This is a genomic window from Oceanibaculum nanhaiense, assembly GCF_002148795.1.
GTDB classification, from domain to species: domain Bacteria; phylum Pseudomonadota; class Alphaproteobacteria; order Oceanibaculales; family Oceanibaculaceae; genus Oceanibaculum; species Oceanibaculum nanhaiense.
Map to the genome: position 1 here is coordinate 1 of NZ_MPOB01000017.1, position 21,150 is coordinate 21,150.

15 protein-coding genes are annotated in these 21,150 nt (G+C 62.3%); 6 read left to right on the plus strand and 9 right to left on the minus strand.

The annotated features are described in order from the left end of the window. Positions 1-33: 33 nt before the first annotated feature. The 6 genes from BKM74_RS17755 to BKM74_RS17780 all read right to left on the minus strand — a co-directional run bounded on the left by BKM74_RS17755 (position 34) and on the right by BKM74_RS17780 (position 8,684). Positions 34-1,050, minus strand: a complete 1,017-nt coding sequence (locus BKM74_RS17755; RefSeq protein WP_086467053.1) for a PHP domain-containing protein — start codon at positions 1,048-1,050, stop codon at positions 34-36. Continuing rightward, positions 1,050-2,555: a Y-family DNA polymerase gene (locus BKM74_RS17760; protein WP_086467054.1), complete on the minus strand. Its 1,506-nt coding sequence runs from the start codon at positions 2,553-2,555 to the stop codon at positions 1,050-1,052. The genes BKM74_RS17755 and BKM74_RS17760 overlap by 1 nt, the downstream gene beginning before the upstream one ends. Next, positions 2,491-3,210, minus strand: a complete 720-nt coding sequence (locus BKM74_RS17765) for an ImuA family protein (RefSeq protein WP_086467055.1) — start codon at positions 3,208-3,210, stop codon at positions 2,491-2,493. The genes BKM74_RS17760 and BKM74_RS17765 overlap by 65 nt, the downstream gene beginning before the upstream one ends. A 312-nt stretch (positions 3,211-3,522) precedes the next feature. Then, a complete protein-coding gene (locus BKM74_RS17770; protein WP_086467077.1) occupies positions 3,523-5,847 on the minus strand; it encodes an nSTAND3 domain-containing NTPase in 2,325 nt (774 codons plus the stop codon). 52 nt (positions 5,848-5,899) lie between these two features. Then, positions 5,900-8,404, minus strand: a complete 2,505-nt coding sequence (locus BKM74_RS17775; RefSeq protein ID WP_086467056.1) for an AAA family ATPase — start codon at positions 8,402-8,404, stop codon at positions 5,900-5,902. Further along, positions 8,397-8,684: a hypothetical protein gene (locus tag BKM74_RS17780; protein WP_140056121.1), complete on the minus strand. Its 288-nt coding sequence runs from the start codon at positions 8,682-8,684 to the stop codon at positions 8,397-8,399. The genes BKM74_RS17775 and BKM74_RS17780 overlap by 8 nt, the downstream gene beginning before the upstream one ends. 542 nt (positions 8,685-9,226) lie before the next feature. Between BKM74_RS17780 and BKM74_RS17785 the strand changes: the two genes are divergently transcribed. Next, positions 9,227-10,621 (plus strand): recombinase family protein, encoded by a 1,395-nt coding sequence (locus BKM74_RS17785; protein ID WP_086467058.1) that lies wholly within the window; start codon positions 9,227-9,229, stop codon positions 10,619-10,621. Positions 10,622-10,792: 171 nt separating this feature from the next. On the opposite strand, the gene BKM74_RS17790 is transcribed toward BKM74_RS17785, so the two are convergent. Next, entirely contained in the window at positions 10,793-11,761 is a 969-nt protein-coding gene (locus BKM74_RS17790) for a GGDEF domain-containing protein (RefSeq protein ID WP_176342610.1), read from the minus strand. A 426-nt stretch (positions 11,762-12,187) separates the two neighbouring features. Here BKM74_RS17790 and BKM74_RS17795 point away from each other — a divergent pair, with 426 nt between their 5' ends. The 4 genes from BKM74_RS17795 (at position 12,188) to BKM74_RS17810 (ending at position 16,638) form a co-directional block, all read left to right on the plus strand. After that, positions 12,188-12,442, plus strand: a complete 255-nt coding sequence (locus BKM74_RS17795) for a helix-turn-helix domain-containing protein (RefSeq protein ID WP_086467060.1) — start codon at positions 12,188-12,190, stop codon at positions 12,440-12,442. Then, positions 12,442-13,755 carry a type II toxin-antitoxin system HipA family toxin gene (locus BKM74_RS17800; protein ID WP_086467061.1) on the plus strand — a complete coding sequence of 438 codons (1,314 nt, stop codon included), beginning with the start codon at positions 12,442-12,444 and terminating at the stop codon, positions 13,753-13,755. The genes BKM74_RS17795 and BKM74_RS17800 overlap by 1 nt, the downstream gene beginning before the upstream one ends. A 443-nt stretch (positions 13,756-14,198) precedes the next feature. Next, positions 14,199-15,278: a hypothetical protein gene (locus tag BKM74_RS17805; RefSeq protein ID WP_086467062.1), complete on the plus strand. Its 1,080-nt coding sequence runs from the start codon at positions 14,199-14,201 to the stop codon at positions 15,276-15,278. Between the two features lie 421 nt (positions 15,279-15,699). Beyond that, entirely contained in the window at positions 15,700-16,638 is a 939-nt protein-coding gene (locus BKM74_RS17810; RefSeq protein ID WP_086467063.1) for a phytanoyl-CoA dioxygenase family protein, read from the plus strand. Positions 16,639-17,349: 711 nt separating this feature from the next. Here BKM74_RS17810 and BKM74_RS17815 read toward each other — a convergent pair. Together BKM74_RS17815 and BKM74_RS17820 are read right to left on the minus strand one after the other, a co-directional pair. Next, the gene (locus tag BKM74_RS17815; protein WP_086467064.1) at positions 17,350-17,793 is read right to left on the minus strand and encodes a hypothetical protein; all 444 of its coding nucleotides are present in this window, start codon (positions 17,791-17,793) and stop codon (positions 17,350-17,352) included. 1,023 nt (positions 17,794-18,816) lie between these two features. After that, the gene (locus BKM74_RS17820; RefSeq protein ID WP_086467065.1) at positions 18,817-19,422 is read right to left on the minus strand and encodes a PAS domain-containing protein; all 606 of its coding nucleotides are present in this window, start codon (positions 19,420-19,422) and stop codon (positions 18,817-18,819) included. A 216-nt stretch (positions 19,423-19,638) separates the two neighbouring features. Here BKM74_RS17820 and BKM74_RS17825 point away from each other — a divergent pair, with 216 nt between their 5' ends. Next, positions 19,639-21,150, plus strand: coding sequence for a hypothetical protein (locus tag BKM74_RS17825; RefSeq protein ID WP_086467066.1), 1,512 nt, complete (start codon positions 19,639-19,641; stop codon positions 21,148-21,150).

Sequence of the window (21,150 nt, forward strand, 5' to 3'; positions counted from 1 at the left end):
GCCCTCCCTGCGACACACACCCGCCGAAACGTCTCATCCTGATTGTCGCTGAGTCTCATCCTGTTTGTCGCTGCGCAACCGGGCGAAGGCGACGATGTCAGCCACCGTCAGGAAGTATGGCGCGTAGCTCAGCTGCGCGACCAGCGCCAGCTCATGCGCCAGCGACGCCTTCACCCTGTCCGGCACGCCATCGGCATAGCGCCGGGCCGCGCCCTCCCAGGTCAGCCGTTCCAGCGCGCTCTGGGCGGTCTCGCCCGGCGGCACCGGCTCGGCGGGATACTCATAGCGCAGATCGCCGAGATCGAAGGTACAGGCCTCCGCGATCTCCAGGCTGCGGCGCAGCGCCTCGGGCCGGTCGCGGAACAGCCGGGCCATCTCGGTCGGGTCCTTCAGATGGCGCTCGCCATTGGCCAGCAACCGGGCGCCGGCCTCATCGATGGTGCAGCCATAACGGATGCAGGTCAGCACATCCTGCAGCGGCCGGCGCTGCGGCGCATGATAGAGCACATCGTTGGTCGCCAACAGTGGCACGCCGACCGCATCGGTAAGATCGCCCAGCGCCCTGATCCGCGCCCGGTCATCGCCCCGGTAGAGATGGCAGGCGGCCAGCGACAGCCGGTTCCCCACCAGCCGCTTCAGGGCGCGCAGGTGATCAGCGAACCCGGTATCAGGCTTACCCTCGCAGATCGCCACCAGCTGCTGGCCCTCGGCATGGGCGGCAAGATCAGCGAAATCGAGATGGCACTCCCCCTTCGGGGCGCGGCGCTTGCCCAGCGTCAGCAGGCTGGCGAGCCTGCCATAGGCCGCACGGTCCTGCGGGAAGCAGAGCAGGCCGGGTGCATCGCGGAACTCCAGCCGCGCGCCGACTACCAGGCGGATGCCGTGCTCCTTCGCCGCCGCATGCATGCGCACCACCCCCGCCAGCGTGTTGCTGTCGGCGATGCCGATGGCGGCATGGCCCAGTTCGGCGGCACGCGCCACCAGCTCCGCTGCGTGCGAGCCGCCGCGCAGGAAGCTGTAATTGCTGGTCACCTGCAGCTCGGCATACATCAGAACAGCCCGTGCATGTACCAGCGCGGGGCGCGGTCCCCGCCATAGGCACCCTCGCGGAACAGCCAGTAGCGGCGGCCCTCTTTGTCCTCGACCCAGTAATAGTCGCGCAGCCTGGTGCCGGCCCGGTCCTGCCACCATTCCGGGGCGATGCGCTCCGGCCCCTCGGTGAGCGCGACCCGGTGCAGCACCCTGCGCCAGCGGAAGGTGAGCGGCGGCTCGTCGGGCAGCATGGCGGTCACCTCGATCGGCTCCGGGCTCGGCAGCAGCCGCACCGGCCTGGGCTGCTCCGCCATCCAGTCACCCTTGCCCTGCGGGCCCGGCGGGGCGAACACTGGCATTACGGTGACGGCGCGTTCGGGGATATGGCTCTCGACCGACTCCAGCCGCACCACCGCCTGGCGGCCCAGCCGCTGTTGCAGCCGATCCACCAGCTGCGCCAGCGCGGCCTCCTCCGCCTCCTGCTGGCCACCATCGAGAGTGGTCTGCGCCGGGGGCAGCGCCTCTGTCAGCGGTGCCTCCAGCAGCATGGCCTCGATGCCGAAGCCGGGATCGATCCGTTCCAGCTTCTCGGCAAACAGGCGCAGCAGATGCCAGCGGTCGCGGCTCGGCCTGGCAGTGCCGATCTCGATCTGCTGCACCCCGCCATCGACGGTGAAGACCGAGAAGGCGCAGCGCCTCAGCCCCTGGCCGGCACGGTCGAGATCGCCCAGCAGCCGCTCCAGCAGATGCGCCAGCCCCCGGTCGATATCCGCACGGGTGGCGATAGGCTCGGCGCAGGCGAGGTGCCTGCGGAAAGGTGCCGTCGGATGCAGCGGCGCGATGGGTTCCGCCTCCCGCCCCAGCAGCAGGTCGAGCCGCCTTGTCAGCGCCTCACCGAACCGGGCGGCCAGCGGTGCGCGCGGCAGGTCCAGCAGATCGCCGATACGGCGCAGCCCCATGCGCATCAGCTCGCCCGTCAGCGCATCGGGCAGGCGCAGCCCGGTGACCGGCAGCGGCGCCAGCGCGGTGCGGGACGATCCTTCCGGCAGCACGCCGCCCGGCCCGGCATGCGACCAGGCCCAGGCCGCCGCCGGCGTATCGGCCAGCGCCGCCCTTACGGTGAGTCCGAAGCCCTGCAGCCGCTGCGTCAGCCCGGCCAGCAGTGCCGCCTCGCCGCCGAACAGATGGGCGCAGCCGGTGATGTCGAGCAGCAGCCCGTCCGGTCCGTCCCTGGCGACGATGGGGGTATAGCGGCTGCACCAGTGGGCGAGCCGGTCCAGCGCCCCGGCATCGGCGCGCGGATCGGATTCGCGCACCTGCAAGCTGGGCAGCAAAGCGCGGGCATCGGCGATGGGCAGGCCGGGGGCAATCCCCTCCGCCGCCGCCAGTGCATCGACGGCAGCCACGCGCAAGCCGCCCTGCTCCGGAGCAATCAGCGCCAGCGGGCGGGACCCAGCATCAGACGGCCTGCGCCAGTGCTCGGCCGGCCAGTGCGGGAACCACAGTGAAACCCAGCGCCGCATTCTCCCACTCCAGCATCCAGGAACCGGGCTTTCCGCCCCGGCAGCGCAGCAGCTCCACCTGCCAGCGCGGGCGATGCACACCCGCCGGCGACGGGGCCGCCGCCACCCGCCAGCGGGTCAGCGCGGCTGAGCGCACCAGAGCAGCTCCGTGCGAGACCAGCAGCGCCGTCACACCCGAGGCTTCCGCCGCCAGCTGCAGTCGGCGCGAGGCGGTGAGGTCCGGCGCCACCCCCTCGGCGAGCGCCACGGACAGCGCACCGCAGCGCAGCGCCTCCTCCAGCGCCCAGAGCAGCGCCGCCGCCGAATCGGCCTCTGCCAGGATCAGCCGATCAGGGGCAATCCCGTAGCGCGCGAGCCCCGGCCCATAGGGCAGGCCCGCCTCCTGCCGGTCGCGGCGCAGCCGTAGCCAGAGCACCCGGCCCCCCGGTCCCGCATAGCGCGCGGCCAGCCCGGCGGCGAAGCCCGACACCGAAGCCTCGCCGGCGAGCCCCTCCAGCTGGTGCACGCCGCCGCGCGCCAACCCGCCCCAGGGCAGTGCCGCATCCAGCGCCGGATCGCCCAGCTTCACCGCCGGCCGTTCTGTGACGGCACCACCCCGCTCCAGCGCCCGGAGGCGCCGACGCAGGGCGGACAGGTCGGCAGCAGCGTCAGGCATGGTGCTGGCGAAAGCTCAATTGTTCATGAAATGTTCCATATCTGACTCTGCACCGGCAGGCGACGGAGTCAAGGGGGCAGGAGCAGATAATGGGAGGGCAGCCGGCTGGCGGTATAGCTTGCGCCAAGGTTCATGATTGGCGCGATAAGCTGATGCAACGTCCGGGCGGCTTATGAATGACCGCTTCGCGCTTAATTGCCGCCGTTCGGCTCGTCGGGGGCAATCCTAGAAGCGGACATGAAATCAGGTGGGGCACGCCGCTGACCTATCCGACAGTTTGCGATTCGAGCCGATTGCGGCAGATAATCGTCGTCACTTATCTACGTCGTCGAAGATCGAGCGCTTTACGGCAGCAGCATCGGTCGAGGACGGCTCCGCCATCTTCTGCGTCACGATGTGGGTCCAGTCCGTATCGTCGTCGGTTTCCTCATCCCGCTCCCGCTTGCGCTCTTCAAGCATTTCGATTGCGCGCTTTACCTGATCTCGCGCGTCGTCGATCAAGCTGACCGCGTCGTCATCCAGACCGACGCCCATCTCTTCGACACATTCGAGAGCACCGAGCAATTTCTTGAAGTGGCTGTCGGGCTCCTCGTCTAGGTCGGCGTCCGCAGCGATCTCGCCGATTTTCTCCTCAAGGGCTGGCAACAGGATTGTTCGCAGCGCCAAGCCGAGGCCGATGAGGGAAATCGGCGGTATGAGCGCGAGCATCGCCTCATCGGCGAAGAACGACGTATCGAGGTCGGAGAGCGCGATTGATTCGAGGCTGCGAGCTGCCTCGCGCCGCAAGCCATCCGGCAGCAGGCCGAATTGATGGGCGCGGGCGTAGGCTTGAAAACGGGGATCGTTGATAACAGGATCCGTCTGCCAACAGAACCGTGGAAGCAGGTCAGGAAACTGCCTGATCACCTTGACGAAGACCGCATCACTGGCCCGGTAGGACAGGAAGTGAAAGAGCATCCAGTTGCGATGCGTCTCATCGGGCGTGCGGCTGAGCCGGGCGACCAGCGCGTCGTCGAGCGTGGACGGAATCACGAGGGCGTCGCGAATGAGCGGCGAACCCTCGCAGGTGAAGCTGCCGAGGATCGTGTCGATTGGTGCGCCGCGGATGAGCGCAGCCATCATGTGCGGCTTTTGCCGCAGAATCTCCGTCAAGGCGTCGGAGATTGTCGGATGCGCGAAGGTCCATCTGGCGCCGGACCGTTTTAGGAACGAGCCCTTCAACTCGGCAAAGCAATCCTGGATTCTAGCCAAACTGAAACCGGTCAATTCCGCCACTGCTTCGGCGGCGCCGGCATCATGATCGTTCGGATCGAAGCCGGCCTGATGGACGTAGACGAGATAGAGCGCGGCCTGGAGCTGCTCGTCCAGAGCGCTGACCGTGTCGACAAGGTGCTCGGTCGGTTCCTCCATGAAGCGCACGAGCGAACTCTCGCGAGGCGCCAGTCCCTTAGTGAAGTTCGGATCGCCAAGCCTTTCGGCTATTCCAGGGAGGAAATCGTCAACGGCGGCGACCGCTTCGAGGTGCGGCTTGACGCTTGAACGCCAGCTCTGGCTCTGCTCGCCGAAATTGATGTGATTATAGAGGATCTGCGCCTTCTCTTCAAAGGTCAGATCACCGACGTCGACAACGGCGCTGCCATCGGCGAATTGCGCAAGATTGCGCTGCCCCAGCCGGCGCCGAGCTGCCTCATAGATATGCTTGCGCGAAGTCAGCAGGAAGCGGTTGCCGTGCTTGATCGCCGCGCGCAGCTTCGAGAAAGCCGACGTCCAGTCCTGCACGTAATCGTCGCGCAGCACGTTCGAACCGAAGGCGTCGTCAATCCAGAAGAAGCGACCGGGATCGTTGGGATTCCAGCCTGCCTCGAAATCGCGCGGGCTGGTCAGGGCAAGGACGGTATTGTCCGGATTCTCCGAAGCGATCGTCGAAACGATTGCGCCGATCGCCGACTTGCCGCTTGCCGGATTGCCGAGCAGAAGCACCACGCCATGTTCCGAGATGGCGTTGACCGCGTCGCGATGCGCCCGCGTCGGAACATAGGTGCGAAGCTTCGGAATCCAGCCGTCGAGCAGCGCCCGGCTCTGTTCGCTCAGCCGTTCGTCGACGATCGAGGTCAAGTCTCCCAGGCCATAGACCTGCGGGACGAGCGCGCGCAGTCGTGTGCTGCTCCTAATGACCCGGACGATGTATTGGCGGCCCAGGATGTGGGGCTTTCGCACGCCGAGTTCGCGCAGCTTGGCCCGCATGGCGGCCGCAACTGGCGCATCCATACTCATGTTGGTCATGAAGACGTAGGTGTCCGCCTGGCCAGCTTTAACGAGTTCCTCGACGTTACCGATCTCAGTGGAGAGGTCGCCGACCTTGAGCGCCTTTCCGGCATCCGAGGTATGCTTGCACTGGACCGTGCCGATGAATTGCTCATTGCTTGGCGAAGGGATGAGAAATACCGCGTCCTGACCGCCGTCCTGCGCCTCGCGAAATATTTCCACCGGGCGGCCCAGAACCACTTCGCAAACTTGAGAGCAGAGATCCTGGAAGGCGCGCCAACCGATCGTATGAAGTGCAAGGTCGCCCCACGGGCCATGCGCGCAACGCACATTCGTCACCGCAGGTTCGGTTTGGCCGGCCACGATTGTCACGTGGCCACCGCGCAATAGATGACGCTTAGTCGCGATATTTCATGCACTCCCATCATGTGACCGCCGTTTCGGCTGCAGTTGCTCCCGCCACAGGCGGCTTAAACGCGAACTGGGTCTCGCATTTATCATGCGCACACACCGGCTTGTTAAGGCCGAACGGCCGCTGATACTTGGTGCGACCGCACACGCATTCGAACTGCTGGCGGAACGCCTTGAACTCGTCCCACCGCGTCTGCTCGTCCCCAATCGAGCCGTCGCCATAGGGGGCGTCCTGAAAGTGGCTTCCGAAATTCTCAATATCGCCTTTGATAAGGCTGGTGATGAAGCGGTTGTTCACGCCCGGCACATCAGCGGGAGTCAGCTTGAGGTCGCCAAGGAAGCCGCCGATCGCCGAGGCCAGCTCGGCACGCTCGTAAGAATAGGCCTTTTCGAGCTGTCGGATGCGGACATTGACGCCGAACCCGCGGGCGATGCCCAGCAGCCATTCCTCCTCCGCTTGACGCATCTCGTTGGCGGCGGATTCTCCCTTGGCCCAGCGATCGGCGATCATCTCATCGGTGACCTTGTGGTCGGCGAAGCGGGGCCCAAACGCCGGATCAAGTCCGATGATGCGGGTGAACTGCCAGTCCTTCGCTGCGAGCTGGTCCTTCAGATGATTGAAGAAACGTTCGTCATGGGTGGCGAGGATGATCTGGCAGTCCGTGAACATCTTCGCGAGCAGCGCACCGATCGCGCGGCGATGATCGGCGTCATAGGATGTGACGACATCGTCCAGCGCAATCACCGGTGCGGCACTATTGAACTTCTTGATCGCCGCGAGGCGCAGCGCGAGCGCGACCGAATGGATCTGGGAGTCGCTGAGATAGCCGCCCGGCGCGACGTTTTGACGATTGTCCGCAAAATCGATCACTAGCTGCATGCGCTGCTGGTTGGTGTCGTCCTCACCAGGCAGTTCAAGTCGGATCGGCTTGGCGTTGGCGCCTTGGATCTCCTTGTAAATGTCGTTCATCGGCACCTGAAGCGTGTCGAGGAGCGACTGGACCTTCTCCCGGATTTTGCCCGAGACGAGCGTGGCCTGCGCGACGAGCGCTTCGTGCAGCGTGGTCAACTGCTCGGTAGTGCGGGTTGCCAACGCCACATCCTTTTGGAGATTAAGCAGCCGGTCGATGCTGGCCTTGACCTTGACCCAAGTATGCTCGCCCTGTTTCGCCTCGATGTCGGCGATCTCATGATCAAGGTCGGAGAGGCGCGTCTCCAACTCGGCGACGATGGCGGCGGAATCGGGCGCGTCAACGGTCGGCCATCCGCCAACGCCGGCTTGGTAGGCGATGAGCGCGGTCTTGAATCCGTCGCCATCGTCATCGGACAAATGCTCGATCATCGCGGGAAGACGCGCCACGAGCCGATTGTGCGCCTGGCTGGCGGCGGTCTCGGCATTGTCCAGCGCGGTCTTCGCGTCGTTGTAGCTTTGCAGGTCCTCGAGATGGGTCATCAGGAGATCGCGGATGGCGGGCACGCTTCCGGCGGCAGTGTCACCGATCGCCGTGGCGCATACCGGGCATGCGTCGGGCGCGGTCGCGTCGTCGGCAAACAGCTTCTCGGCTTCCTTCCACACTGACCGGAAGACCGTGCCCGCCGCCTTGTCGCGCTCAACGACCTCAATGGCCTTCGCGTCGGCCAGCGCAGATAGCGCCTTATCGAACGATTCGATGGCTCCCGAATATTTGGCGTCGCCGCCGTCCTCGGGGACGATCTTTTGCCACAGCGCGATGAGCGAATTACGAATCTGTTTGAGGCCGGCGAGACCGAGCCGCTTTTCCTCCGCCTCAACACGATTGCCGACCTCGATATAACCCTCGTCCTCGGCGGAGAGCGCTGCGAGCGTTAACTCGGGATCGAGCGGAGCGATGACGCTCACGTTGACGAAACCGAGCACGGTCGCGTCGTCCCACGCCTGAACAGCCTGTGCGGTCTCCGTCCGCAACAGACCGGCAAGGCGAACCTGTTCGGTGGTACTCTCGGCAGCAGCCTTCACATCGCGGCGCAGAAGACGGAGGTTTTTCTGCACTTCCACCAGCGGTGAAAGCTGCAGCCAGCTCGCCACGTCGCTGTAGCGGTTCTCGGGACTATGCGTTTCAACGAAGGTGCGCAGCGTATAGCCGCGGATGATCGGCGAGACGACGAACCCGGCTTTCATCGCGGTCGCGGCCGCATGGATCGGGCGAAGATTGCCGGTGGCGGTGCGGCTGCCCTCGACCGTCGTCTTGCCGGTGATCGTGGTGAACTTGACCATCGGCGCGATGCCCGCCGCCTGCGCGCCATTGTGCACGAGGGCGGGCGGTCCGGCCTGGTTGTTCAAAGTGCGCTGCCCGAGGCGTTCGAGCGTGCCATGTTCGGAGAACAGAAACTCGAGTGCGTCGATGACGCTCGATTTGCCGAGGCCGTTGGGCGCGAAGATCGCGAGGCACGGCTTCTTACTGAGGTCGAAGGTCTTGGGCTGAAGATAGGCGCGGAAGCCTTCGAGCGTCAGCGAGTGAAACAGCGTCGGATCAGCCATCAGCCTGCTCCTCGACTGGTGCGACGCGCTTCGCCGCGAGCGCGACGATCGCGGCCTTGGCATTGGCTACGGCATTGGCATGCGGCGTGACCGTCAGCAGGTGATCGGACAGGATGCCGGCAAGATCGACGTCGACATCGTCCGACGCCTTAAGGGTCTCGGACAGGGTCGCGAGGAACACTTCGGGCGTATCCGCCTGTTCGACCTGTGGCGCGGCCAGTGCCGCCAGCATATCAGGAGTCGCCGCTTCTTCCGGTGCCCCCGTTTCATCCTGTCCCATCATTCCCCCCTATTGCCGGCCCTCTTCCAAGAACCATCGATGGTGACGACGTAGCAATGCCGCCAATATCAGATGGCTGGGCGGCATAACTGCAGGCGCTGATTATTCCCCCTCACTCAACGTGAAACCAGAGAGCAAAGGCGTCAATGGTCGAAGGTGATTTAGGAACCCTCTCCTTGCTTGATTGTACGAAGTCGGCCGAAGCACGAAAGTCTGCTTTCCCACTGCTGGTGCTTGAACCGGAAAGTCAGCAAACAGCCACCCTAAGGGACAATAATTGCTCACCAGGAAGTCAGCTAAAGCGATTCTAGAAGCTACCGGTAGCAATTAAGCTCCGCGCGGTCCCGTCGTTAGCCGGAAAGAATAGATGGCAAGCAGCGCTAAAACCAGTCCGTAAGCGCGCTTACGATCATCGCGCAGCACATATTGGTCAACATGAACCAAGCGATCTTGGCCCCACAAAACGTATCACAGCCTCCTTGAAAGATCAGCCATCGCTTACCACGTGCGCCGAGTGTTTTCGAATCATCGGCGGTGCAAAAATGCCCCTTCCAACCAGTTGGTCCTGCGTGGCGCTACACCCATTCGGCCACGAAGTCCTCGCCGGGCGCGATCTGCCGCCACCAAACAAGCACCTGGAGGGGGTGCTCCACGAGTGTGTCAAAAGACACCTACCTTCCCCCCACCAAGGAGAGAAGCTCGTAATACTTTACGAGCGATGCTCAAGAGGAAGAAAGCTGGATGAGAAAAGCGGCGTTCACGCAAAGATGGCTCCCTCGTTCAAGAAAATGAAAGAAAGAGGGATGCGTCCCGTTATCGTGATCGCTGAGAACGGAAGCGGGATGGCGGACAGAAAAGAACGCAAACGCGAAGGGTTGGCTACCTTGGTCGAGATCGCGAAAGCCACGGGGCTGACTGTGGTCGTCTGGGAATATGACCGTCTGACGCGAAACCCTGAAAGTATTGGCTGGCTGCTTAGTCACCATATACGTTACCGCAGCCTTACAGAATCCGGCAGTGTGGATAGCGTCTTGGTCGTCGCCTCCATGAAGGCCCGTAAAGAAGGTCTTCATTTGCGCGAAATGGGACGAAAAGGCCAGGAAGCGCTAGTCGCTAGTGGCAAGGACCATATCCGCTTGGGCAACTTGGAGAAGGGTCGGGGAAAGGGCCACGAAACCCGTGCAGATCGTCAACGCCAAGACGCTCTCGATTGCGGCCCGGACATGGAACGCGCCATTCGCGCCCTCCTCGACGAAACGCCAATAGGGAAGGCCATCTCCCTTGGCCGGATTGCAGAATGGCTGAACAATCATGGCCACAAGACCGGCACTGGTGGCCGATATAGCACCGAGCAGCTTCGGCGCTACATGAAGCACCTGCCTCGCCTGAAAGCCTTGCGTTCTCGGGAGCTGGTGGAGGAGCCCGTTACATCGACGCGGAAACGCAGCGCTGATTCTTCGGTTGCTGCTCCTGCCGGGTCGTCAGCGGCGGCTCGCAGGTACGCCTCTCCCGATCCCAAATCTTCGCGGACGCCGACCCGGCGCCGGAAGCGGCCCAAGCTCATCTCCCTCGATGCGGGTCTGGATTGCTGGCGCGTGCCCCAATCCCATTATCTTGGCGGCAACGAATCCGCTGATGACGTTCGGGCATCGGCGATAGAGGTCAATCCCAGCTTTGAATCTGGTTCAGCGCCTGCTAGCACGGAGCGGTTATCCCCCTCCTCCACCTCTGCCGATATTTCCGGCGCGAAGGATGCGCCGGAGAAACCGGTGCCCGCTTCAGCTCCCCGCGCATCTTCATCAAAGGTCCTAGATGTGATCCGGCGCGCCCGTGAATCCGAATGGGAGCTTTGCGAATATCCCTCCGGCACCTGGTCGCCTGGCCCCGGCAGCTATCGTCGGAAGCGGCCGACTCCGGCAAGCAAAAAAGCTCTATAGGCGTCACAGGCGGGCGCTGAGTCTTTTGCAATGTACGACAGCAGAAATCGTCCAGAGCCCGCCAGTGAGCCTCTGTGTGCGATGCAGGGACATTCTACGTTGAGAAGCGCTGACCGAGAACGGATTAACGCTTTGAAATCAATGCAATAATCGCATTACGCGATAGTTGCGTTATCGCCGGTACCGCCGGAAGGTGCAGCGGTTCCGCCCAGCCTCCTTCGACTGATAGAGCGCCTCATCGACCGTCTGCAGGGCGGTGTCGATGGTGATATCCGGTTCATCTCCGAGCAGGCTGTAGCCGATGGAGACGGTGGCGGTGATCTCCGTCCCGTCGGGCAGCCGCACCGGCGTATCGGCGATGCATTTGCGCAGGCGCTCCATCATCCGGTCCGCATCGCGCCGGGTCACGCGCGGCAGCAGCAGTAGGATTTCCTCGCCGCCATGGCGAAAGATGTGGTCGAAGGCCCGGATGCCCTCATCCAGCCGGTTGGCGATGGCCACCAGCACCGCGTCGCCGGCGTCATGGCCATGATTGTCATTGATGGCCTTGAAATTGTCGGCATCGATCAGCGCCAGGCAGAACGGGCTGCCGCGGCGTCGTGCCTTGCGGCATTCCTCCTCGAAGATGCGGGCCTGCGCCGGACGGTTCATCAGCCCGGTCAGCGTGTCGGTGGCGGCGAACAGATCCCAGGTTTCGGTCTTCACCTCCTCGGTGAATTCGAGGAAATCCATCACCTCGCCGGAAATCCGCCGGTGCTGGCCCTTGGCGACCTTGCCGGTGCGCACGATCTTGCCCACGAAGCTGGCGAAATCCTCGCGCAGCTCGCGGTAGCGGACGAGCACGCGCGACAGCTTGCGCAGCTGACGGTCGGTAAGGTAGTCGCGGATCGGCTCGAGATCGAGATCGACCGGGGCGATCAGCTCGCCCGACTGCAGCTTGCCGAGAAGCGCTTGGGGCCTTGGCCGCCCGCCGACCAGCATGAGATTCAGCAGGGTATAGGCCTCGATGACCTCCATGTCCTTCTCGACCAGCGCCTGGATCGTGGCTTCCAGCCGCTCCTTCAGGTTCTGGACACCATCGGACGGCGTGGCACCGTCGGAGCGATGGCCAAAGTCATCAGGCGTACCAGGGGCGGACATTGACGAAGCCATGGGCGGCTTTCTGCGCCGGAAGTATGGCTCTCACTATCGAGCTTTGTCTGCTTGCTTACAAGCGGCCCGCTTTGCCAACCCCACCTGATACTTCATTTAAGAAAAACGCTCTGTAAGCGTCACTGGCGGGCGTTAGAGTTTTTGCTATGCGTGAAGCAGAAATCGCCCAGAGCCCGTCAGTGCGCTTTTATGTGCGATACAGGGGCGTCTCATGCTGCCCATCGACCCACAGATTCAGAAAACCCCTTTTAATCAATGTGATAGTTGCATTTCGTGATAAGCGCTTCTTGTAGTCCTCCAGACGCGACACATCCTCGCCCAATGAATACGCGTATGCGTATATTCATACGATATACGCAAGCTCGTATATTGATTCTTTATACGCCCTTGCGTATATTGCGAGTGGAGGTGCTCATGACCGACCAGATCGCCCGAAACGAAAAGCAGCTCGGCGCTATCCTGCGCCGTGCCCGCAAACAGGCCGGCCTGACGCAAGGCGCGCTCGGCGACCATATCCACCTGCGTCAAGGCACCGTCTCCCGCCTTGAGGCTGGTGAGCCTGCCGTGCAACTGCGCACGCTGATGGCCGCGCTCTCCGCTCTCGACCTCGAACTCGTCGTCCGCCGCCGAAGCAAGGCAAGTGTCGCCGATATCGAGGATATGTTCTGATGACGCGCCGGCGGGTCCACGCCCCGCTCAATGTTTTCCTGAACAGCCGCCTCGTCGGAAGTCTGCGCCGCGAATCCACCGGGGCCATCGATTTCCAGTACGCCAAAGACTGGCTCACCTGGGAGAACACGTTCCCGATCTCCCTCTCCCTGCCCTTACGCGAGGACCGCTATATCGGCGCACCGGTCATCAACGTCTTCGACAATCTGCTTCCTGACAGCGACGGCATCCGCAAGCGCGTCGCCGAGCGCGTCGGCGCCGGCGGCACGGATGCCTATAGCCTGCTGGCCGCCCTTGGCCATGACTGCGTCGGCGCATTGCAATTCCTCCCCGACGGCGCCGATCCGGGCAAGCCCGGCGCCAGCGACGGCAAACCGGTCACCGACGACGACATCGCCGCCATCATCAACAATCTTGCCGCCGCCCCGCTCGGCATGGGCGAGGATGAGGATTTCCGCATCTCGATCGCCGGCGCGCAGGAAAAGACAGCCTTGCTGCGCAAAGACGGACATTGGTTCAAACCTGCTGGCACCAGCGCCACTACCCATATCCTCAAGCCGCAGATCGGCCAGCTGCCAAACGGCATCGATCTCTCGAACAGCGTTGAGAACGAGTATCTCTGCCTCAAGCTCCTCGCCGCCCTCGGCGTGCCGGCCGCCCATACCGAAATTGCTGAGTTCGGCGGACGCCGCACCCTTATCATCGAGCGCTTTGACCGCCGCTGGACGAAGGACGGTCGCTTGCTGCGCCTGCCGCAAGAAGATATCTGCCAGGCGCTCTCCGTGCCGCCCACGCGGAAATACCTGTCCGAAGGCGGGCCCGGCATGCGCGACATCATCCAGCTTCTCAAAGGTAGCGATACGCCAGAGCAGGACATTGCCACCTTCATGCGCGCCTGCATCCTGTTCTGGATGCTGGGCGCCACCGACGGCCACGCAAAGAATTTCAGTATCACGCTCGGCCCCGGCGGACGCTTCCATTTGACGCCGCTCTATGACGTGCTGACCGCACAGCCAAGCCTCGATGCCGGGCAGATCCAGCAGAAGAAATTCAAGCTCGCCATGTCCGTCGGCAAGAACCGTCACTATCAGGTCGACGACATTATACCGCGCCACTTCCTGCAGACTGCTGAACTGGCAGGCGTCGGCATGCCGCTGATGCGTGCCCTCTTCGAGGAGATTGCCGATACCGCAGTCGGACGGACCGATACGGTCATGGAATCACTGCCACCCGGTTTTCCGGAACAGCTGATCGCGTCGGTCAGCGCGGCGGTCCGAAAGCGGACCAAGCTTGTTGCGGATGCCAACGCATAAACACCGCGCAAGGGCAATGCGATCGGCTTGAGTCCGCTTCGCCAGCCCCACCTGAAATCTTAATATACAAAACGCTCTGTAAGCGTCGCTGGCGGGCGCTGGGTCTTTTGCAATGTCCGGGGCACAGCGAAAACGCCCAGAGGCCGTCAGCGGGCTTCTGGGCGCGATACAAGGGCATTACGCGCTGTGCATTGAGCTTTGAATTCTGAAAAAAGTCTTTTTCTTCAATGCGATAATTGCATTTCGCGATAAGCGCATTAATGCCAGGAGTTGCAGTCACGGCAAAATCAGGCAACGCTACAATTAAGGCGAAAGCTACTTCAGGCATATGTCTGCAGGGCGCCCTGGCTGCAGTGTCGGTCTGCGTTCTATGCGCCGAGGTAAAATCGGGTGCCAGGTAGCTGCCAATATCAACGGCTAGAATTTCGATTGGGGGAATTGGGATGCTGCGAGGTGCGATTTTGATCATGGCGGGGCTCTGGCTCGTCGGTTGCGTTCAGGATCCGAACAACCCCATGGAAGGCCTGATCATGTCCCGCCATGCGCCGCCTAAACCCGGGCAGCTGTTCGGCGTACCGATGCCAAGTCCAACCCAGCAGGCCCCCCAGACGGCAATGCCCAGCCCAGTGCAGCAAGAGCCCAAAGCAACGCCCCCTTCTGGCGGCGCTCAAAGTCCATACTACATGGACGTGCTGGGCAACCTGGTCGCGGACACAAAGCTCCATCCCGCGACACGCGAGCTCCCCGACCTGACGGATTCCGGCCTGCGCGCAATGCAGGACAAGCTGATGGCGCGCAAGTCGGCCTTCCAGGCCGGGCGCGAGGCGCTGCTCTCGACTGACGGTGCCCTCAATTGCCCGCTCACAAACGATCTGCGCTGGCGCATCGCCACCGGCATGACAGAGCCCGAATTTGCGCGGAATGCCGCCCCCTTGCCGCCGTCCATACAGCCGCGGGTAAGGCTGGTCGAGGCCGTTCTGGTCGAGGGCGAATGCCGCGACGGCAGGCCCGAAGGCGACTTCGTGGCTGTGGGACGCTTCGAGCGTGTACAAGGTTCAGGCGATTTGGCGTCAACGACCATCGAGATTCGTCGGGTAGAGGGAACGATGCGCGACGGCCTGCTTGAGGGCGAACTTCTCCACTCGGGCCGTATCGACAGTCTCAATGCGAGCGGGCAGCGGCTGTTCAGCAACGACGCCGTGGGGTCCATGAACTACCGGGCGGGAAAGCCGGAGGGGCCGACGCTGACGATCGCGGACGTCATCCAGGCGGATGGAACGCTCGGCGCGCTGACGACAAAGGTTACAACGCCCATCGGCCCGCGTACGGCACGCTCGCGTTACTATATCGGCAGCCAGCTGCAGACGGACTCGACGCTGGTCGATGGCCTCTCGCACGGCTGGATGCGCCTCTACGAGGTTCAGTTCCTCAAGAAGCAGCACCTTACGGGCAAAGGAACTCAGCAGCTCTGCTATCAGCATGGTCGCCAGGCACCCGAAACAGCCTGCGCTGCCGGCTCCTGATCCCTCCGTAAGACCCGGCGGCTCATGACATGCGGATGGCATTGCTGTCAGATATAGGTTTCAGCCTCTCCAAGAAACGAAGCTGCTCAACGCAAAAACGCCCTGTAAGCGTCGCTGGCGGGCGTCAGAGTTTTTGCTATGCCGTAACAGCAGAAATCGTCCAGAACCCGCCAGCGAGCTTCTGCGTGCGATACAGGGGTATTTCATGCTGCCCATCGAATCTCGGACTCAGAAAAACCCCTTTAAATCAATGCGATAGTCGCATTTCGCGATAAGCGCGTTACCGCCGATAGCGGCGCAAGGTGCGGCGGTTCCGCACGGTTCCCCTCCCCCACGGGCTTGCGATCTGCCCTTCCGCCCCGGACAATGGAGGCTAAGGGCGGCGCTTCGACAGACCGGCCCCATCGGGAGGAGAACGATCATGCAGCATGATGCGGCGCTTGTAGCCCGCGCGGCGGACCAGCTCGAGCAGGACGGCTATGCCGTGATGGAAGGCATCATGCCCGCCGACATGCTGGAGACCTATCGCCGGCGGATCAACGCGCTGATGGCGGATGAGCGGGAGCACCCCTATGCGCCGGAGGATGGCACCACCAGCGCCGAAGATGAGGCCATCGCCGATTACTACCGCCGCCACTACACGGTCAGCGAGGCGGAGATCGGGCGCATCCTCGCCCGGGTGCGCCATGACCGACAGCGCGATCTCGATACCGGCTGGCCAGCCCCCTACCCCAAGATCGCCAAATCCTTCATCCACCTGCCGACGATGTTCGATCAGGACCGCTCGCAGCGTGTCTGGCAAATTCCCAACAAGGCGCCGGAGCTGATCGGCGCTGCCGAGCATCCGCAGGTCCTTGCGGTCGCCCGCCGGCTGATGGGCGACGACTGCACTTTGCATGATTATCAGGCGACTAGCATCGGTCCCGGCACCAGTGGCGGCTCCTGGCATGTCGATGCGCCGCTGGGCCAGATCCCCGAGCCGCTGCCGGAGTTCGCGCTCACCCTGCAGACGGTGTGGCTGCTGGACGAGTTCACCGAGCACAACGGAGCGACCCGAATCGTACCCGGCAGCCACAGGAGCCGGCGATCCCCGCCCTGGTCCAGCGATCCGCTGCCGGACGAGGTGGCGCTGACCGCCCCAGCCGGTTCTGTCGCGCTGTGGCTGTCCAACACCTGGCACCGTTCCGGCCCGAACAGCACCGACCGGCCGCGCCGGGCGCTCATCATCAACTACAACCGCTCCTGGGTGCGCGGATTCACCGATTTCACGGCGACGCTCGACCCGGAAGCGGCGAAGCGCTTCTCGCCGACGGCACGCTATCTCTTGGGTTATGGTGCCCGCGCCCCGGAGCGCCGCTAGGCTAAAAAAAAAACTCTGAAAATGCCGTGACATCGCGGAAGGCCGCTTGAATTCCGGTAAGCTATTGGTTACAATTCGACCATGCCCTCATAAAGTGGCGAAGGGGCCGCTCCCGGGGATCGCATCACCTGCACCTACCTGTGCAGGCGACATATCTGACATTCAAATCTCACGCCCGCCGGGACGAAGACCGGCAGCATGAGCGCGTCAGACGCGACCGGAAAATCAGTGGCTCTGGTGCCCGCCGGATACGGCAACGTATGAAAGAGGGCCCTTGAAGATGGAGGCGGGTTCGCCGCGCCTCCTCCTGCTTGAGGTTGATGGCCGGCTGAAAGCAGGGCTCCAGGATTAGCACCCCTGGTAACCGCGTGCGCCCCCGCAAGGGGGACGGGATTTGCAGCTTACGACCCAGTAATGGACGCCGCTGGGTTGCCGCAGGTAGAGCGGCTAGGTTGCGGGCCAGGCTTGAGCCACACGGGCAGAGCAATCCTCTCGGCAGGGACGGAATGGGCGAATCACGCTTCTGTGTGTGATTTTGCTTGTTCTGTTCCTGCCGGGGGGATTTGTGCTAATCCGCCGGGCCCCCTCGAAGAAGATGAAACCTCAGCATCGAGTTTGGCCGGCGAACGTCAGAAAATGGCAGAAACTGAGCCAAAACATCAAAACAAGGCTTAAAACGGCACTTCAGGCGAAGATAAAACGTCTCTCCCCTCACCGGCTGACGTTTCCGCCGCGATTCAGAAGCTCAACCTCGTCCTTCATCCGCCATTTGTGCAGAAGCTGGCGAAGCTCCTGCTCTCTTTCGGCGTCCAGGCGCGGATTCTGAAACTCCGTTTCCTCCCGGACCACCTCCAGCAGCCGACGCTCATTGTCGGTGATGATCTGGCCATAGATTTCGGTGATCACCTCGATCAGCTCCGGCTCATATTCCTTCATCGCCCGGAAGAAGAGCCACTTGGGATCGACTTCCAGAACCTTGGCCAGCGCCGGTATCCTGTTGAACGGCACCTTCGTTGTGCCCTTCTTGAACATGCTGATGACGTTGGCGTTGTCATACCCCAAGGCCACTGCGATCTCCTTTCTGGGCTTTCCGGAAAGGTCCATCAACCGCTCCAGATCCTCGGCAAAACGCTGCTTGGCTTCTTTATCCAACATCAAATGCTCCCGCGATCAATTACAACGATGATTATTATACGCGCGGGAGCAGTCCCGCATGAAAATGTCCATCAATTTATCCGGGTGGATATTTCCCTATATACATCGGCTTATACATTGACGTTTCTACGAAACGCCTAAGAAATTCCTATGCCGGAAGACGTTATTTGTCTGACGCCATCAGAAACAGGGTCCAGTTCCGTCAGGCCTGGCCAAACCAAGCACACCACCTAAGGTTGCGCGCGCCAAAGCATAGGAAACCGGATTGAGCAGCGCAGCCTCTCGTGCCAGTTCAGCCGATCGAACTACGCGCGTTGGCCAACGCATCCAAGATGACCCTCATGCCCCCTCCCCGTTAGAGATCGATCTTCTCCGGCGTCAGACAAATGGGGAAGATGAAGCCCAGCCCAATGCGCAGGCTAGAGGCTGAAGGCAACCTGATAGCGTTAAACGTGTCGATGACGCTTGGGAGGGCTATGAAGCTCTTCCCGCTCTTGGTCCGGCAGGGCTCGCAAAGAGCTTAGCAACTACGCAGCCTGGCCTTTAACAGCCGGCATCATCTCCTGAACAGTGACGGCGCCGGCTCATTGCCAAGGAAGGGGTGTGCGCCGGCTGCATTGAGGGTAGAGGGACACGCTCACGGGAGCATGCAACGAGAAGCGATCACCGACAGGTGTAACGGCAATGGGGGTTACGAAATACGGGCCGTCAATTTCCACATCGTGAGAATCGCACCGTCAAACGGAAATCACCTGCGCCTCGGTGCCAATTTATGTATGGCTGGGTCCGAATCCATAGGCGCGGCGCGGAGAGTGGAAGTCCTAGAACGGCAAACAAGGTTCCAGGGGGATGCAGGCAGTGTTCGGGCGCTTTCCTGGCCGGCTCCTTGGAGCGGGGCTGAAGCCGCCCATAATCAGTCAATTGTCTCCAGACGTACACTATCAGTTCGCCAAGACGTTTGGCCTTGGCCGCGGAGCTGGTGCAAATCGCAAGTGACGTGGAAAAGACTATTAATCGGCTGGGTCAAGCCAACCTGACGTCATCAGTATTGATGATCGCTGTTTCCGGCTTTCGTATATCCCAGGTGTCTTGGATGTCACGCTGGTCCATATACTGAAACAGCTGATATACGAGGATCATATCCACAGTCTCGCCATCCATGGCCAGGGGCAGCAGGATACGGGAGGTTTCGGCATTGGCAAAATTCGCCTTGTCATGGAAAAGCGTCCGCGAGAAGACGGGCGCCTTTTCGCTGACAACCAGCTCATTGAGAAACCGGATATAGTCCCGGTAACCGTCCGGCAGCGCCTCGTCCAGGGTCATGCCGGTCAGGTCGCGGCCGGTGATCCGAACAATCTCCGTGCCGCACAGGCGGAACCGGAACTGCACAGAGTCCGTATCCCTGCGCACATCGACCAGAATCATATTGCTTAGCAGGTCGGGCATATCCAGCGGATCGATATGCTGACGCCCGGGCAAAGCATTCCCGGTCCACTTCTCTTTCCAATAAACAAGCAACCGTCCAATCCGCGAATCCGGTAGATCGCCGGCGGACATCTGACCAATGGTAAAGGACGATGTCGGCTCCCTTCGCAACAGGATGTCCTTGTCGCGGATTTTTCTGACCATGTGTCCCCGAAATGATGCTTTTTTAGCAACGCCAGATGAAGCGCGAAATCAGTTAACAATCGATTAATTGCGCCATCCATACGGTTCTGAGCGATGCCGAAAGTGCGTTGCGTTGCCTTGGCCTATGTCATCATTTTTCCACTGCCCTAACGTTTTCTTTACGCTACGCCATCATCTTTGCGGTCCCGAAACCGATCACAATGCACAGCATAGAAAATGCCCAACCGAACGACGCTGCCCCAGACAGAAGAGCAACTGGCGAAAGCGGCGCTCTGCAAGGCGCCGGACGATCTTTATACTGTCGGTGCGCGCGAATTGATTTCGCGGCATTGCCGCAGCTTTCTGGACGCCATGCGCGCGACTCCGACCGAACTGCTGTTCAGCGAGGAGCTGCAGAAGAAGCTGGAGAACGCCGGCACCGCCTATTCCGGCGCCGTGCAGAAGGTCGCGATCGCCCAGGTGTCCGGCACCAAGAACCGCGATGTGGCCGGCCGCATCAAGGAGATTTACGCGCTGTGCGACGGGGTGCGCAACCGCACGCTGGAGGCGGTTACCGCCATCCCGGTGGATGCGCTGGACCCGAAACGGCTGAAGGAACAGCTGGCCTCCCTTCCGGCCGAGGAGGAGCAGCGCCTGTTCCGCCTCAACCTCATGCTCGCCAGGGCCCTGCTGAAGGAAAAGGGCTGGGACGAAAAGACCGGGCTGCTGCTCACCCTCTATGAGGCTGAACCGCCGGCTGCCGACATGGTGGCCCTGGATATGGCCTTATCGGAGATCATCCGGCTGCCGGCCGGCCTCGACACGATCATCGGCAAGCAGGGCAAGACGGTGGGCGAGCGCATCGCCCTGCTGAGCAAGCTGGCCTCCGGCAAGGCGGACGACCCGGCGCCGGTCCCTTCGGACCCGCCTCTGGCGCAACGCCTGATGAACCTGCAGGCACGTGCCGCGCAGCCGAACGTCACTGCCGCCCTGCAGGCGCAGATGCTGATGGCAGTCACCGGCACCTACCCGATGACCGACGGTCCGACATCTGCCGAATTGCAGGCGACGCTGGATGTTGCCCAGCGGGTGCGCCTGAAGAATGGACAGTTTCTTGGCGGGGAGACGACGGAAGCGGCCCTGGCCCGCCGCCTGTCCCGCCTCGTTAACGACCAGAACATCCACGACCTGATGGTGGGCGCGCCGCGCCTGGCCGAACGGCTGCAGCGCTGCCTCGACCTCTATCGCAAGATGATCGGGCCGCAGAATTACGATTTCCTGAAGAAGTATATCGACTTTCTGCTGCAGGATCGCACGGTCGCCTCCGACGTGGCGCCGAAATCCGCCTCCGTGCCGGAACGGCTGCGCGGCCTGACCGAGCTGCACACCATCCTGATGGGCGCACCGCTGCCCTCCGTGTTCCGGGGCAAGCTGCAACTGCGCATGGAAGAGGTACAGAACAATCTGCTGGACGAGAGCGGCATCCTCGACCGCATCGTCAAGCGCGGCAGCAATTCAGCGGAAAAGGCGCTGCCGCTGATCGATCTGTGCTGCAATGGCACCCTCATCAAGGGGGCCAACCTGCGCCGTGTGCGCGAGCTGGCGCAACGCTATGTGAAGCAGCCGGATTTCCTGACCAACGTCATGGACGGCGCGGCCAACGACGCCGACCGCAAGACGCGGCTGACGGAACTGCATGACCGGCTGATCGAGGCCGGGTTGGCCAATGATGGTGAAACAGGAAAATAG

What these genes read in the sequence shown, in the direction of transcription:
- BKM74_RS17755 (WP_086467053.1), bottom strand. Translation starts at nt 1,050, where the DNA reads ATGTATGCCGAGCTGCAGGTGACCAGCAATTACAGCTTCCTGCGCGGC.
- BKM74_RS17760 (WP_086467054.1), bottom strand. Translation starts at nt 2,555, where the DNA reads ATGCGGCGCTGGGTTTCACTGTGGTTCCCGCACTGGCCGGCCGAGCAC.
- BKM74_RS17765 (WP_086467055.1), bottom strand. Translation starts at nt 3,210, where the DNA reads ATGCCTGACGCTGCTGCCGACCTGTCCGCCCTGCGTCGGCGCCTCCGG.
- BKM74_RS17775 (WP_086467056.1), bottom strand. Translation starts at nt 8,404, where the DNA reads ATGGCTGATCCGACGCTGTTTCACTCGCTGACGCTCGAAGGCTTCCGC.
- BKM74_RS17780 (WP_140056121.1), bottom strand. Translation starts at nt 8,684, where the DNA reads ATGGGACAGGATGAAACGGGGGCACCGGAAGAAGCGGCGACTCCTGAT.
- BKM74_RS17785 (WP_086467058.1), top strand. Translation starts at nt 9,227, where the DNA reads ATGCCCCTTCCAACCAGTTGGTCCTGCGTGGCGCTACACCCATTCGGC.
- BKM74_RS17790 (WP_176342610.1), bottom strand. Translation starts at nt 11,761, where the DNA reads ATGTCCGCCCCTGGTACGCCTGATGACTTTGGCCATCGCTCCGACGGT.
- BKM74_RS17795 (WP_086467060.1), top strand. Translation starts at nt 12,188, where the DNA reads ATGACCGACCAGATCGCCCGAAACGAAAAGCAGCTCGGCGCTATCCTG.
- BKM74_RS17800 (WP_086467061.1), top strand. Translation starts at nt 12,442, where the DNA reads ATGACGCGCCGGCGGGTCCACGCCCCGCTCAATGTTTTCCTGAACAGC.
- BKM74_RS17805 (WP_086467062.1), top strand. Translation starts at nt 14,199, where the DNA reads ATGCTGCGAGGTGCGATTTTGATCATGGCGGGGCTCTGGCTCGTCGGT.
- BKM74_RS17810 (WP_086467063.1), top strand. Translation starts at nt 15,700, where the DNA reads ATGCAGCATGATGCGGCGCTTGTAGCCCGCGCGGCGGACCAGCTCGAG.
- BKM74_RS17815 (WP_086467064.1), bottom strand. Translation starts at nt 17,793, where the DNA reads ATGTTGGATAAAGAAGCCAAGCAGCGTTTTGCCGAGGATCTGGAGCGG.
- BKM74_RS17820 (WP_086467065.1), bottom strand. Translation starts at nt 19,422, where the DNA reads ATGGTCAGAAAAATCCGCGACAAGGACATCCTGTTGCGAAGGGAGCCG.
- BKM74_RS17825 (WP_086467066.1), top strand. Translation starts at nt 19,639, where the DNA reads ATGCCCAACCGAACGACGCTGCCCCAGACAGAAGAGCAACTGGCGAAA.